Source organism: Methylocucumis oryzae, from assembly GCF_000963695.1.
Taxonomy (GTDB): domain Bacteria; phylum Pseudomonadota; class Gammaproteobacteria; order Methylococcales; family Methylomonadaceae; genus Methylovulum; species Methylovulum oryzae.
In genome coordinates, this window is sequence record NZ_LAJX01000112.1 from 15752 (window position 1) to 29355 (window position 13604).

The following is a 13604-nucleotide window of genomic DNA, read 5'->3' on the forward strand; positions in this document are numbered from 1 at the left end:
AAGCATGACAACATTAGCAATTATCGGCGGCACAGGGTTAGGACAACTAGCCGAGCTAACCGCTACCACCCGCAAAGCCATAGACACTCCTTATGGCAAACCTTCAGCGGATTATATTATTGGTGAATTAGGTGCGCGCGAAGTGGTATTTTTAGCCAGACACGGTAATCCGCACACGATACCACCACATAAAATTAATTACCGGGCTAACATTTGGGGCTTAAAACAGCTAGGCGTCGAAACAATTATTGCAGTTGCTGCGGTCGGAGGCATTACGCCAGCAATGGCGCCTGCCCATCTTGCAATACCCGACCAAATTATTGACTATAGCTATGATCGCGAGCATACGTTTTTTTCTGACACATCACACCCAGTTACCCATATTGATTTTACCTACCCTTATAACCCTGAATTGAGAGATGCTTTAATCGATGCTGCCACTAGAGCCGGTATCGCAGCTTCACCGTCAGGTACTTATGGTTGTACCCAAGGACCAAGATTAGAAAGCATTGCTGAAATCAAACGGATGGAACAAGACGGTTGCGATTTAGTCGGCATGACCGGTATGCCTGAAGCGGCCTTAGCTAAAGAATTGAATATGCGTTATGCCGCTTTAGCGGTCGTCGCTAACTGGGCTGCCGGTAAAAGTGATGGTGAGATTACCATGAGCGAGATTGAGCAGAATTTACATGTCGGCATGGCGAATGCCGCTAAAGTATTAAAAATGTGTATAGCCTAGCTAAAATGCGGTTAGCCCATGTTTTAAATGGGCTTTAAGCGCAGATGAATATTTCTCACGGTCATATTTGCGTTTTTGGCTACCAACGTAAGGCGGGACAGGGTATTCACAGTGCAGGACGCCGTGAATACGTTCCTGTAGGCTTGGCGGCAGCATCCATGATGCCAACACCTGCACTGTGAATACCCTGTCCCTGCTAAAGTGAGTAGTCGCGTTTTTTTCACGATGTTTCGGTAAGGTACGTTGCTCGCTACATGAAAAACCGAATATGACTGTTCGAAGACTATCCCCTATTCTAATCATCGGTTTTCTTTTTGATAGTAGCATTGTACCAAGCAAATTAAAATTACTCTGACCCCATTATTATTATTAAATTTTTGACTAGCAATTGCTTTAAGAAACAATCACCAAAATGGCGGAGAGAAAGGGATTCGAACCCTTGATACGTTGCCGTATACACACTTTCCAGGCGTGCGCCTTCGACCGCTCGGCCATCTCTCCATAGGATTTAACAAAGCCAGTTAGAATAATCGACTTTTCTATGACTTGCAATCACTTATTTTCTTAAATCGACTGATAGCAGGCTTACTTTAGCCTAGAATCTGCGGGGAATATCATTAAGTATTGGCATTCTCTATGCTGACTCGTTATAAGACTAAGTCAGCGCGAGGCAAATCTCCCGACCTATTAAGGCTGAACTAAGCAGCGAAGAATGAAGAGCTATGGTATAAATCACATTGTTAGCCTTACTTTTTTAACCAGGAGAACACCATGATAAGATTTATTACGCTATTAGTATTTGCTCTAGTCACAGCTAACGCAGCCGCAGAAGCTCGCATAGCGGTATTGGATTTTGAATTACGCGATTTAACCTCGCTGCCTTATACCGAGCAGGAATATGCACGCACTGCCAGCTTTAAGCCATTGTTAGTCAACGCATTAAATAAACTGGCTCGCTACGAGCTTATTTCAATTACTCAACAAGAGCAAAACCAAGCTAATCACAGCCCCAGTTATTTGTATGACCATAACGATGCTGCTACTCAGTTAGGTCAAGCTCATCAAGTGGATTGGGTTTTAGTCACGCAACACGCTAAGCCGAGTTATTTATTTTCTTATTTAATGGTGCATTTAATCAATGTTAAAACCGGTCAGTTAGCTGCTGATTATAAAATTGAGATGAAAGGTAACCATGAAAAAGTCGCTGAACATGGCATTAATTCCCTCGCTAAAAAAATTCATCACTCGTTAAATTCTTATTGACTATGCAACCTGCCTTATTCCTAGACCGTGATGGCGTGATTAATATCGATCACGCCTATGTTTATAAACAAGAAGATTTCCAATTTGTTGACGGCATTTTTGAGTTATGCAGGACTGCTAAAACGCAAGGCTATTTGATTTTTGTCGTTACTAATCAAGCCGGTATTGGTCGAGGCTTTTATAGTGAGCAAGAATTTAACCAACTCACTGCGTGGATGTGCCAAGTTTTTACTGCTCATAATGCCAATATTGATAAGGTTTATTTTTGTCCCCATCATCCCGAATACGGTATAGGTCAATACCGTATTGATTCCCCAATGCGCAAACCTAATCCCGGCATGATTTTAGCGGCGCAACACGAGTTTAACGTCGATTTAGCGGCGTCGTTATTAATTGGTGATAAAGAATCCGATATAGAAGCCGGTATTAATGCGGGCATAGGGTATAATTTATTATTGCGCCCAAAACGCCAACCGCCTTTATCGACGCAAGCAAAACGTGGTTATCGAGCATCTAGCACAAGCGCTGCCCTACCTAATTAATCGTAAGCCTCAGTTAGTCTAGGCAATTTGATACGAACTTCTAAGCCACCACCTTCGCGCGGCAAATATTCAATATGAGCTTTATGGGCTTCTATAATTTTATCGACGATAGCCAAGCCTAAGCCATAGCCAGAAGTCCCGCCGCGAGCTGCATTAGCACGGGTAAACGGGCGGCGCAACACTTCTAAGTCTTCGTTTTTTATACCTTTACCTCTATCTAACACACTTAAATATAAGGTATCGCCGTCGATACGCGTCGCTAAGGCAATACCTACCCCAGCGTATTTAATCGCATTATCTAATAGGTTTCTGACTAAACGTTCCATCGCAAACGGACGAATAACCGTTTCTGCTTCTTCGCATAAGTCCAACGCTATCTCAAAACCATTGGCTTTATAGCTGGCCGCGCATAAATGCGCCAGTTCGTTGAGATCGGCGCTTTGTGTCGGCTCATCGCCGGCATCACGCGCAAAATCTAAGCATTGTCGTAGTCCACCCTCTATCTCAGCTAAATTGGCTAATATGCGGTTTTTCATATCCGTATCAAAATCACCGCCTAACATTTCTAATGCAAGTTGTATACGGGTAATCGGTGTGCGTAAGTCATGAGAAATACCGGCTAACATTAAATTACGGTCGGCTTCTAATTGCTTTAAGTCTGTATTCATACGGTTTAATGCGCGAATAAACGCGATAATTTCATCTGGCCCTTGTTCTGGAATATAGCTGACGCGCTGGCCTTTACCAATACGGCTAACCACATCCGCTAAGCGTTGTAGCGGTTTGTTTAACGCGCGATGAATAACCAGTCCGCCTAGCACAGCCAAAAAAATCAATAAAATAATGATGCCTAGCCAATGCTTATCAAAATCGGTACTAAACGGTTTGACTTCATAACGTATCCAATACGGCGTATTTGCCTCGCTTATTTGCACATAAATATAAGGCTCTGGCTGTGCTTGGTAGGTTATTGATTCACCTGGCAATAAATTATTTCGGTATAACTGAATAAATTTATCAACAACTAAAGGTGGCTTAACATCGTTAGTATCGAGTTTCGGTTTTTCGGACAAGATGCTCATGCCGAAATCATGGCCTGCTGCTTGTAAATAAGCTGCGCGTTTTTCTTCTGCTAATAACCTTAACGATACACGTACACTATGCAAATGGCTTTTTGCTAGCGCTGAAATCACCTGTAAACGCGGCAATTGCACCCAGTAGATAAACGCTATCCCCGTGATTAACTGTGAAACAATAATTAAACTTGCGATTAACACGGCACTTCGCGCTAATAACGAGCGTGGCAATGTCATCACCGTTTTTCACCGGTTGGCACGAATACATAACCAAACCCCCATACCGTTTGTATGTATTTAGGATCAGCCGGATTATCTTCGATGATTTTGCGTAAGCGGCGAATTTGCACGTCTATGCTGCGATCCGATACGTCGTTGTCACGGCTACGCGATTGTTCTAACAAGCGTTCACGCGATTGCGCTTTCATAGGATGGCTAACCAAGGCGGTTAATAAAGCAAATTCACCTGTGGTTAATGCAACGGTTAGATCGTCTTTTAACAAAGCACGTTGCCGACTATCAAGTTTATAACTGCCAACTAAAGTCATTTCTTCGGTTAATTCCGGCGTCCCTGGAATTTTTGCATAGGCTTGCCGACGTAATAGGCTTTTTATGCGCGCATATAGCTCGCGGGGATTAAACGGTTTAGCAACATAATCATCCGCGCCTAACTCTATGCCGATAATCCTATCGATGTCTTGACCTTTAGCCGTCAACATCAATATGGGCAGAAAAAAACCATCCGCTCTAAGCCTTGCGCATAAGCTTAAGCCATCTTCACCAGGCAACATAATATCGAGAATCAGCACATCAAACGCTTCGCGTTCAAGCAAGCGGCGCATCGCGACACCGTTTTCGACGGCACGTACCGTTAAGCCCTCACCTGTTAAATAACGCGTTAATAAGGTGCGTATTTCTGGATCGTCATCGACGATTAGTATTTTTTCAGACATAGTTTTTAAAGCTTTTTTATGAAATGAACAAGTATACAAGTAACTAAATCACTCAAAGAAAGTGATTTATTAACATCAGCTTAGCAAAATTACAAGGCGAATCTTCGCGCGATTATGACAAATTATGTCAACGTTAGGGTTTTGTCATATCTCGCCATTAAATGGTTTATTCCGCTCATTTTTCTGCCATAACTTAGCTGGATACTATACGCCATGAAAGCAATGCCGAATGGGTCAATGTTTTCTATATTTAAACGTGTACCTAATATGCCTATGTTGTAAAGTTGCCAAGGCTACGGTTAGTAGCTTAAGCAGACGCATCTAGGCATCAAACTATTAACATTGAGGAATGACGACCATGAACATTAAAAATACTTTATTACTTTCTGGCTTAGCTTTAGCAGGTTTTGTTAACACGGTTTATGCCGTAGAGAATGCTGCGCCATGTGTATCTTATGCCGAAGCCTCTTGGTTTCTTAACGGAGAAAGCCCTTATCAAGCGTTTACTAAATGCCGCTCCGGCTCAATTGTTTCTGACCCCCATATCACAACATTTAATGGCATTGCGTATGACCATAATTTTCCAGGTGACTATGCCTTAGTCGCGTTGCAAGACGGTACCGGGTTTTCGATTAATGGCCGATTTATCTTTGACAAGGCGAATACGGTCAGCGCTTATACCATACCTAAAGCGATACAGTTTAATTGGTCAGAACATAGCTTAGAAATTCACCGTAGCGAAGACAGTACATTAGTCTTCTTAGACGGGGCACCGCTTAAAGTTAAAAATAATGGCAAAGTTGCTATTGGCGATGTGGGCTATATACAACGTAAAGACAAGTCGTATTTAATCGCTAATACTCAATCCGATATTGCTACTGTTGTTAATGTCAACAAATTCTATGTAGATATTAATGTCACCGTGCCTAGCGAAACCGATACTGTTGGCTTATTAGGTCAGCCATTTAGCCTAGGTTTATTGGATGGTAATGGTGCGGCATTACCTGTCACCGATGACAGCTCCGATACCGGACTAGGTCATGTAACACGCGCTGATTTCGTAGACTTTATTGAGAGCTGGCGTTTTAACCAATGACAACTTATTTGCCACGGAAGAATTACCTACTTTACCTGACTACAGCGCCAAAATTTATCGCCTAGCTGATTTAAGCACTAAACGCATGGATAAAGCACAGACTAAATGCGAAGCATTAGAAGCCGAATTGCCGGAACGCTTTGATTTAAACAATTGCTTATTCGACATGGGCTTTGGGGGTAGTAAATTTTCGGCCTCTGCCCATCGTAATCAACCTTCTTCACTTCGTTTGAACATTTTGGAATAACGAGCGAGCTTATTGTTTTTATAGGCGTGTTGTTAATCTGGATTTTTAGTTGCAAGTCGCTCGGAACGCTAATCCCGTTTTGCCGCGCCGAGCACCGTAGGTTTTACTGGAATTAGCCCGATAGGGGCACGGCATGGATGCCGTGCGTCGGCAGGCGGGCAGGACGTCCGCTCTGCCGACCTTCCAGTAAAACCAAGGCGCGCGGGAAGAAGCGGCATCCGGGGCGCCTTTTCTTTGGTTACTTTCTTTTTGGCGACGCAAAAGAAAGTAACTCGCCCGCCGGTGCGAGAACCGGCTTAACTTAAAACTTCGCGATAGCGACTCATTTTTATGATATTTTGGAGAACTCCCATGTTACGTCAACTTTTACAAACTAGCTTATTGTTTTTATTCTTTTTATTAACCGCACCATTAACCACGGCACAAGCAGAATCGCTTAACGGCGGCTGGCTAGCCGATAACGGCGATATGTTGTTTATAGCTAAATCAACTAAAGGCACTGTCGTTGCTTTAGATGTTGCTGAAGACAAAACCTTACGTTATGTGTTTACCGGCACGTTAATCGGTGACCATTTAGCGCTAGCCACACGCGACAGCTCGGCGACTTTAGATGCCACGGTTACTGGCGATACGATGACCGGTAGTATCACGCCTAGTGATGCGGCGGCAGAAAACTTTAGCGCCAGCTTGTTTTTTGCTTATAGTGGCGGTAGTTATGATGGCGTTTGGAAACATGATAGCGTTGAAGATTATTTGTTTTATGCCACGCTTAAGCTTAAAGGCACCGTCACCACTATCGTGCCTTATTTTTCCATCAACGAAGAAACTGACGCGATTACTTACAACATTTTCTTAGGTACACCGGCCGCTACCGATAGCAAAGGTAATATCTCATACGCGGGTTTATCCATGTTAGATTACTCGGTATTAAAACTGGTATTTTCTAGCACATCAACCGCTAGCGCGACGCTGATAAAAGGCGATGCCGTCACTAAGTTTTACGGTAAGTAAAATTTATGCTGTAACCAAAAAATCGGGTGAGTTTTAAATCAATGACTTAACCAAACCCTCTTTAAACTCAAACTAAGATGAAACATACTTAGTTTGAGTTTTATCTAGCACACTAGCTGTCATGGAATTCACGCCCATTTTTGCTGTAATCGCTGCCATTGCCGAAGCGTTATATGTTATGCATGTGCAAAAAATCGCTTACGATTGGCGCGAAAGTTTTAGCCTCGTTAGCGGTTGCGTTAATTGGAAGAATGCTTAGATTTGCCACACTCGGTGTAGCGACATGGTTTGTAAGTCTAGCCTTTGAGCATAGATTATGGACTTTAACGACATCAGCCGTATGGTATTGGCCGACATTGTTTTTAGCTGAGGAATTTTTGTATTACTGGTTTCATCGTGTTAGCCATGAATGCCGCTGGTTTTGGGCGACTCATGCCGTACATCATTCAAGCAATCATTTATATTTATTCAGTGCCATGCGCTTGGGTTGGACAGGGCTGATTACCGGGAGTTTTGTCTTTTTTCTACCCTTATTCCTGATAGGTTTCGCGCCAGAAGATGCGTTATTAGTTATTGCGATTAACTTACTTTATCAATATGGCTTGCACACCGAGCTTGTGGGACGATTAGGCTGGTTTGACCTAGTATTTAATTCACCCTCAAACCATCGCGTGCATCATGCCGCTGATAAACAGTATTTAAATAAAAACTTCGGCGGTGTCATTATGTTGTTCGACCACTGTTTTGCAACTTACCAAGCCGAACAACAACCCATTGCAAATTATGGTGTTATGCCTGTACTTAAATCTTACCATCCAGCGATTATCGCATTACACGAGTGGTATAGATTATGGGTCGCTATGCGTAATGAGCACGATTTTGCCAAACGCGTCAAAATCGTGTTTGGCAAACCTGAGTAATTAATCTGCCCGATAATTAGGCGCTTCTTTAGTAATCGTCACATCATGCACATGACTTTCACGGATACCGGCATTTGTCACCCTGACAAATTGCGCTCTTTCATGCAGGGTGGCAATGTTATGACTACCGGTATAACCCATGCTGGCGCGTATACCGCCTAATAATTGATGAATCACGGCGAGCAAACTGCCTTTATATGGCACTCGGCCTTCTATGCCTTCTGGCACTAATTTTTCAACCGAATCCGCTTCTTCTTGAAAGTAACGATCACTGGAACCTTGTTGCTGCGCCATAGCACCTAATGAACCCATGCCGCGATACGATTTATACGAACGTCCTTGGAATAATTCAATTTCGCCGGGCGCTTCTTCAGTACCGGCAAATAAACCACCTAACATAATCGCATGGGCACCAGCCGCTAACGCTTTGGCAACATCGCCCGAATAACGAATACCGCCATCCGCAATGACCGGGATTCCTGTGCCTTTCAACGCTTCCGCTACGTTACTCACAGCAGTAATCTGTGGTACGCCTACGCCAGCAATAATACGCGTCGTGCAAATCGAACCTGGCCCAATACCGACTTTAACACCGTCAGCACCAGCTTTCGCTAAAGCCAATGCCGCTTCTGCCGTGGCGATGTTACCACCGATAACTTGCACTTCAGGGTAATGTTTTTTAACCCATTGAATTCTATCTAACACACCTTGCGAATGACCGTGCGCAGTATCAACCACAATGACGTCAACTCCAGCCGCGACTAACGCTGCAACACGCTCTTCCGTACCCGCACCTGTACCAACGGCTGCACCTACGCGTAAGCGCTCTTGCTCATCCTTACACGCTTGCGGGTAATCTTTGGCTTTTTGTATGTCTTTAACGGTTATCAAGCCGCGCAAATGAAAGTCGTTATTGACGACTAAGACTTTTTTCAATTCTATGCTTATGCAATAATGCGACGGCTTCTTTCGGGTCAGCGTTTTCATTAACCGTTACTAAGCGCTCTTTTGGCGTCATGATTTTAGAAACAGGCTCGTCATAATGCGTTTCAAAGCGTAAATCCCGGCTGGTAACAATACCCACTAATTCATCGCCATCAACTACCGGTACGCCTGAGATATTTTTTGCACGAGTAAGCTTAATCACATCACGAATACTGACATTAGGTGCTACCGTAATAGGGTCTTTTATCACGCCGGTCTCATATTTTTTCACATGCTTAACTTCGCGCGCTTGCTGTTCTACGGTCATGTTTTTATGAATAATCCCTATGCCACCCTCTTGCGCAATCGCAATAGCCAGCCTGGCTTCAGTAACGGTATCCATAGCTGCTGACATAAGAGGAATATTTAACGCTATGCTTCGAGTAAGTTGTGTTCTGATATCGACTTCGCGAGGTAACACAGTTGAGTGTCGTGGCACTAATAAAACATCATCAAAGGTCAGTGCTTCTTGAATAATTTGCATAGTTCAATACCTTGCGTACATTAAAAATAACTGGTCATTATACTTAGATTCTCGTAGTTTAGCAGATTAAAATGACGGTTATACGCAAGACCGTGGTATTGAGTTAAACTACTCTAACGTGTCACGCTGAACGGTTACATTCGGTTTTAAGGTAGGGTACGCAATGCGTACCTTAAGCTATCTCCGTCAATGCGTTAGAGCATAAACACAAAACCACTTAGCTTAACAGTACTGAGTTACTGACTAAGTTAACCCCTACTTAGCACTATAATTAATATAATCACGAACTATGATGAAGAAAACACTATGCTATGCCGCTGCCATAGCGGCGATATTAAGCTTAACGCTTAGCGGTTGTTCTGATGAAAAAGAAAAAACCAATACCACACCAACGGTAAGCGCCCCTAAACCTAACAATCCTTTCGATCATTCTAAAGAGCCTAAAGTGACCGAAAGCGAAAAACAAACGTTCGAGCAACAATTTGCCGATCAATGCGTCGCACGGGAATTAAAAAATTCAACCAATCCCGATAACGACAAACCTCGCCTAACCAAGTCGTGTACTTGTATCGCGATGTTTATGATGAAAGATTTAACCCCACAAGAAGCAGAAAAATTTTTAGTTGAGCATGAAAACCCGCAGTCGTTACGGATTAAATACGAAAATGCTGCGTATCATTGCCTACAAGAAAAAGTCCCACCGCACGAGCCGGATTTTTCCCGTCCAAGCCATTGAACAATCTGCGCTTTTGCGCGAAGCAAAAGCGCAATCTCTTGCAAAAGTGGCTACCAACGTAAGGCGGGACAGGGTATTGCAGGATGCAGGACGCCGTGAATACATCCCTGTAGGCTTGGTGGCAGCATCCCTGCTGCCAACACCTGTATCCTAAATACCCCGTCCCTACTAAAGTGTGTAGCCCAAAAGTTACTATACCTAGCTGACGATTAAGGCGTGACTGAAAACGGCGATGGCGTACCAGGGGGGACTAAAGGGTCATTACCCCATTCGGGATAGTCATCGGTAAGGGTTTTTAAGAAGGCAACAATTGCTTTTTCTTCATCGTCAGTTAAGCCTAAATTGCCCAATTCATCGGTATTCACGTTTTTAGCAACTTCTGGTTTAGGCCAGCCGGTTACACCAAAATTTGGATTTTGGTTATTGTCTACTGTACCTAATACATCGCGGGTATTATAAAAATGTGTGATTTGCTCTAGGCTGGTAAATACGCCGTTGTGGCCATAAGGAGGTGTAATAGCAATATTTCGTAGCGACATGACTTTATGCTTACCTAGTTCTGCCCGCTCTGGGTCGGTTTTACGAATATCGCTTCTTGCACCTAATCCTTGGTCAGGCTCTGGGTTGCCTGGGATAGTTAAGTTTCTTGGCGCTCCGATATTGTCGTAAGTAAAGTCGGTAAACAGCGGTGGTATTTTAGTGCCACTCTCATCAACAGTGACCTCACTAGGATGACACGCCGCACAGTTACCTTTGTTTTCATCATTGAATAATGTCATGCCAAGCTTTTCAAGCTTAGTAAAGCGGGTTTTCCCTGCCATGACAAAATCGAATTTAGAATTAAATTTGTTAAACACAGAACTACGCTCGAATTCTGCGATAGCTAATGCTAAGTCAGTGTAAACAGTAGCCACTTCAGCCGGTGTTGGCTGGCTGAATAATGCATTTTTGATATGCGGAATTTTATTCAAATCAATATGATATATCTCAGCAAATAATTTTACATACTGTGCATTTTCTTTCAGTCGGCTAACAACGGCCCATTGACTGGGCATAGCCATTTCTACAGGATTGAGAAAAGGCATTTTGGCTTGTTCGACTAAATCGGTTGCGCGACCATTCCAGAATAAGCCCCCCGCATATAAACCTTCGACATCATCCCAATGAAATATTGGACTAAACGCGGCGTAACCCACTGACGGTGTATTGAGCTTACCTGTGACAAAAGGTATTGAGCCTAGCGAAACAGGTGTGCTGTTTTTAACGTTTAATCTATCGACAAAAGCCGGTGCAGATTGGCTACTAATATTTTTAGGTAATGCGCTAAGAGTATGACAGGTTTCACAAGCTTGATTACGGTTTGCGGATAAATTCTTATCTTTAAACAGCAAGCGGCCTAATTGTTGTTTGTCACTCAACTTGTTTTCTGCTGAGGCCGTTGCACATAGACAACTAAGTATAAAAGCTAAGCAATAGTTAAAACGCATAAGACTCTCCGCGAAATGTAAATATTGGTAAATTAAAACCCTATTAATGATAATGATTATTGTTTGAATTTTTAACAAAGTCAAACGTTAATCTTTTTGTCGTTTTTACATGGCTTAACATACCCACTCAGAGTTTAGTGATATGAGTCTTACCAACCACCCCCTAGCGCTTTAACCAGCGCCACATGTTCAGTGGTCCAAGCTAATTGGCTTTGTAAGCGTTGTTCGCGAGCGTCATACCAAGCACTACGACTGCGTAACACGTTTTGCCAATCAGTCTCACCTTCTTGGTAATAGGCTTTTGCCGTTTCGGCAGCTTGTCGTGCTGAATGCTCAGTTTTGTCTAACAATAGTTGTTGCTGGTACTTGCCTTGTAATGACGCTAAGCTATTTTCTACTTCGGTTAAGGCCGTGAGTACCGTTTTGTTATAAGTCACCAAGGCTTCTTCATAACGAGCATTTTGTGTATCGATATTAGCCAGCAAGCGGCCTGCTTGAAAAATCGGTAATGACAAGCGTGGTCCAAAGCCATAAAAGCCACTGGATAAATTAGCGAAATTACTTAAATCTTGGCTTTGAAAACCCGCAACGCCGGTTAATGAGAGTTTGGGAAATAGCTCGGCAACGGCTGCACCTATAGATGCTGAAGCGGCTGCGAGTGAGCGCTCCGCCTGCTTAATATCGGGTCTACGTCTGAGTAACTCCGACGGTAAACCAGGTTGTATCGTGGGTGGTGTAGGCACTGTGCCCGGTATCGTTGTGAGTTCTTGGTCTAAGCTACCTGGTGTTAACCCCAATAATAACGTTAAAGCGTGTCGAGTATTTTTGCTCTCGCTGTTAAGCGTAGGCAGAGTGCTGGCTATAGCGTCTAATTCGGCTTGCGTTTGCTGCACATCTAAGGCAGTTGTGAGTCCTTGCTCGAAGCTCGCTTTGGCGAAACGATATAACTCTTGCTGATTTTGCAGACGTTCGTTAACAATGTTAAGACGCGCTTGCAAGGCGGTGAGTCGTAAATACGTTGTGACGACTTCTGCGGTCAGCGTCACTTGAATCGCATGTTGGTTTTCGACGATGGCTTCCGCATTCGCATCCGCAGCCTGTTGTTGTCTTTTAATACCGCCGAATAAATCCAACTCCCACGAGCTATCAAAACCCGCTTGAAATAAATCAAATGGCGTACCAATAGAGCCTAAGCTCGATAATAAATCGCCAGATGATGACTGACCGTCTTGAATTGAGCCTAACGCACCTAATAAAGCATTGGGGCTTATGCGTTGGCGTTGGTAAGCCGTGCTGGCATTTATACTCGGCCAACTTTGCGCATGACTGAGTTCTCGTTGGGCGCGAGCAGCTTTAAGCCGCATCTGCGCCGCTTTTAGGTCGAGATTGCCTTGTAACGCTTGCGCCACTAATTTATTAAGCTTCGCATCGTTAAAGCCATACCACCACCTGGTTAGCTCTGATGGGTTAGCTGCGGTTTTTGCTTCTAACCATGCATTAGGTAGCTTAGGTTTGGGGGCTTGATAATCTGGCCCAACCGTACAAGCCGATAATAACAAGCCTAAACAGACAAAGAGAAAACGTGCCATTATGCCTCCTGTATGCCAAACCAAACGGCATAGAGTGCTGAAATAAATATCGGGGTTAATAGCGTGGCGAACAGTAACCCACCCATAATGGCTACCGCCATAGGTCCCCAAAACACGCTGCTGGTTAACGGTATCATGGCTAAAATAGCTGCCGCTGCCGTTAATAAAATAGGCCGTAAACGGCGCACAGCGGCTTCGATAATCGCATCCCAAGGCTTAGCGCCCGCCGCAATATCTTGGTCAATTTGATCAACTAAAATTAACGAGTTACGCATAATCATCCCCGCTAAGGCAATAACACCTAACGTTGCAACAAAGCCGAATGGCACATGAAACAACAATAAAAATGCAGTTACGCCAATCATACCTAGCGGTGCCGTCATTAAGACCATGGTGGTGCGCTTAAGGCTTTGCAGTTGCACCATTAATAACGTCACTAAACTAAACAGCATTAACGGCATAACGGCATTAATTGAG

The 13604-nt window shown here is 43.7% G+C and carries 14 protein-coding genes, 1 tRNA gene and 1 pseudogene; 9 read left to right on the forward strand and 7 right to left on the reverse strand.

What is annotated here, in order from left to right:
* Window positions 1–4 precede the first annotated feature (4 nt).
* Both VZ94_RS11395 and VZ94_RS25935 read left to right on the forward strand, forming a co-directional pair.
* The gene (locus VZ94_RS11395) at window positions 5–739 is read left to right on the forward strand and encodes an S-methyl-5'-thioinosine phosphorylase (RefSeq protein ID WP_045779326.1); all 735 of its coding nucleotides are present in this window, start codon (window positions 5–7) and stop codon (window positions 737–739) included.
* A 44-nt stretch (window positions 740–783) separates the two neighbouring features.
* A complete protein-coding gene (locus tag VZ94_RS25935) occupies window positions 784–921 on the forward strand; it encodes a hypothetical protein (protein ID WP_157844902.1) in 138 nt (45 codons plus the stop codon).
* Between the two features lie 231 nt (window positions 922–1152).
* Here the strand turns inward: VZ94_RS25935 and VZ94_RS11400 are convergent.
* A tRNA-Ser gene (locus VZ94_RS11400) sits at window positions 1153–1240 on the reverse strand.
* A 270-nt stretch (window positions 1241–1510) separates the two neighbouring features.
* Here VZ94_RS11400 and VZ94_RS11405 point away from each other — a divergent pair.
* The gene (locus VZ94_RS11405; RefSeq protein ID WP_045779327.1) at window positions 1511–2002 is read left to right on the forward strand and encodes a DUF2380 domain-containing protein; all 492 of its coding nucleotides are present in this window, start codon (window positions 1511–1513) and stop codon (window positions 2000–2002) included.
* A gap of 2 nt (window positions 2003–2004) precedes the next feature.
* Window positions 2005–2544: a D-glycero-alpha-D-manno-heptose-1,7-bisphosphate 7-phosphatase gene (locus tag VZ94_RS11410; protein ID WP_045779328.1), complete on the forward strand. Its 540-nt coding sequence runs from the start codon at window positions 2005–2007 to the stop codon at window positions 2542–2544.
* Here the strand turns inward: VZ94_RS11410 and VZ94_RS22915 are convergent.
* Window positions 2541–3857, reverse strand: coding sequence for an ATP-binding protein (locus tag VZ94_RS22915; RefSeq protein ID WP_052700467.1), 1317 nt, complete (start codon window positions 3855–3857; stop codon window positions 2541–2543). The genes VZ94_RS11410 and VZ94_RS22915 overlap by 4 nt on opposite strands.
* Window positions 3857–4573, reverse strand: a complete 717-nt coding sequence (locus VZ94_RS11420; protein ID WP_045779329.1) for a response regulator — start codon at window positions 4571–4573, stop codon at window positions 3857–3859. The genes VZ94_RS22915 and VZ94_RS11420 overlap by 1 nt, the downstream gene beginning before the upstream one ends.
* A gap of 358 nt (window positions 4574–4931) precedes the next feature.
* Here VZ94_RS11420 and VZ94_RS11425 point away from each other — a divergent pair, with 358 nt between their 5' ends.
* The 4 genes from VZ94_RS11425 (at window position 4932) to VZ94_RS11440 (ending at window position 7847) form a co-directional block, all read left to right on the forward strand.
* Window positions 4932–5669 carry a VWD domain-containing protein gene (locus VZ94_RS11425; RefSeq protein WP_045779330.1) on the forward strand — a complete coding sequence of 246 codons (738 nt, stop codon included), beginning with the start codon at window positions 4932–4934 and terminating at the stop codon, window positions 5667–5669.
* Window positions 5644–5916, forward strand: a complete 273-nt coding sequence (locus VZ94_RS11430; protein WP_045779331.1) for a hypothetical protein — start codon at window positions 5644–5646, stop codon at window positions 5914–5916. Before VZ94_RS11425 ends, VZ94_RS11430 begins: the two co-directional genes overlap by 26 nt.
* Before the next feature lie 351 nt (window positions 5917–6267).
* Window positions 6268–6927 carry a hypothetical protein gene (locus VZ94_RS11435; protein ID WP_045779332.1) on the forward strand — a complete coding sequence of 220 codons (660 nt, stop codon included), beginning with the start codon at window positions 6268–6270 and terminating at the stop codon, window positions 6925–6927.
* 182 nt (window positions 6928–7109) lie between these two features.
* Window positions 7110–7847: a sterol desaturase family protein gene (locus VZ94_RS11440; protein WP_052700468.1), complete on the forward strand. Its 738-nt coding sequence runs from the start codon at window positions 7110–7112 to the stop codon at window positions 7845–7847.
* On the opposite strand, the pseudogene guaB reads toward VZ94_RS11440, so the two are convergent.
* Window positions 7848–9315: pseudogene (gene guaB, locus VZ94_RS11445) on the reverse strand (IMP dehydrogenase).
* A gap of 289 nt (window positions 9316–9604) precedes the next feature.
* Between guaB and VZ94_RS11450 the strand changes: the two are divergent.
* A complete protein-coding gene (locus VZ94_RS11450) occupies window positions 9605–10051 on the forward strand; it encodes a hypothetical protein (protein ID WP_045779333.1) in 447 nt (148 codons plus the stop codon).
* A 209-nt stretch (window positions 10052–10260) separates the two neighbouring features.
* On the opposite strand, the gene VZ94_RS11455 is transcribed toward VZ94_RS11450, so the two are convergent.
* From VZ94_RS11455 to VZ94_RS11465, 3 genes are all read right to left on the reverse strand, one after another.
* Window positions 10261–11469, reverse strand: a complete 1209-nt coding sequence (locus VZ94_RS11455) for a cytochrome-c peroxidase (protein WP_239649866.1) — start codon at window positions 11467–11469, stop codon at window positions 10261–10263.
* A gap of 218 nt (window positions 11470–11687) precedes the next feature.
* The gene (locus VZ94_RS11460) at window positions 11688–13127 is read right to left on the reverse strand and encodes an efflux transporter outer membrane subunit (protein WP_045779334.1); all 1440 of its coding nucleotides are present in this window, start codon (window positions 13125–13127) and stop codon (window positions 11688–11690) included.
* Window positions 13127–13604, reverse strand: a 478-nt coding sequence (locus VZ94_RS11465; protein ID WP_131655542.1) for an efflux RND transporter permease subunit, incomplete at its 5' end; no start/stop codon positions are given. The genes VZ94_RS11465 and VZ94_RS11460, both read right to left, overlap by 1 nt.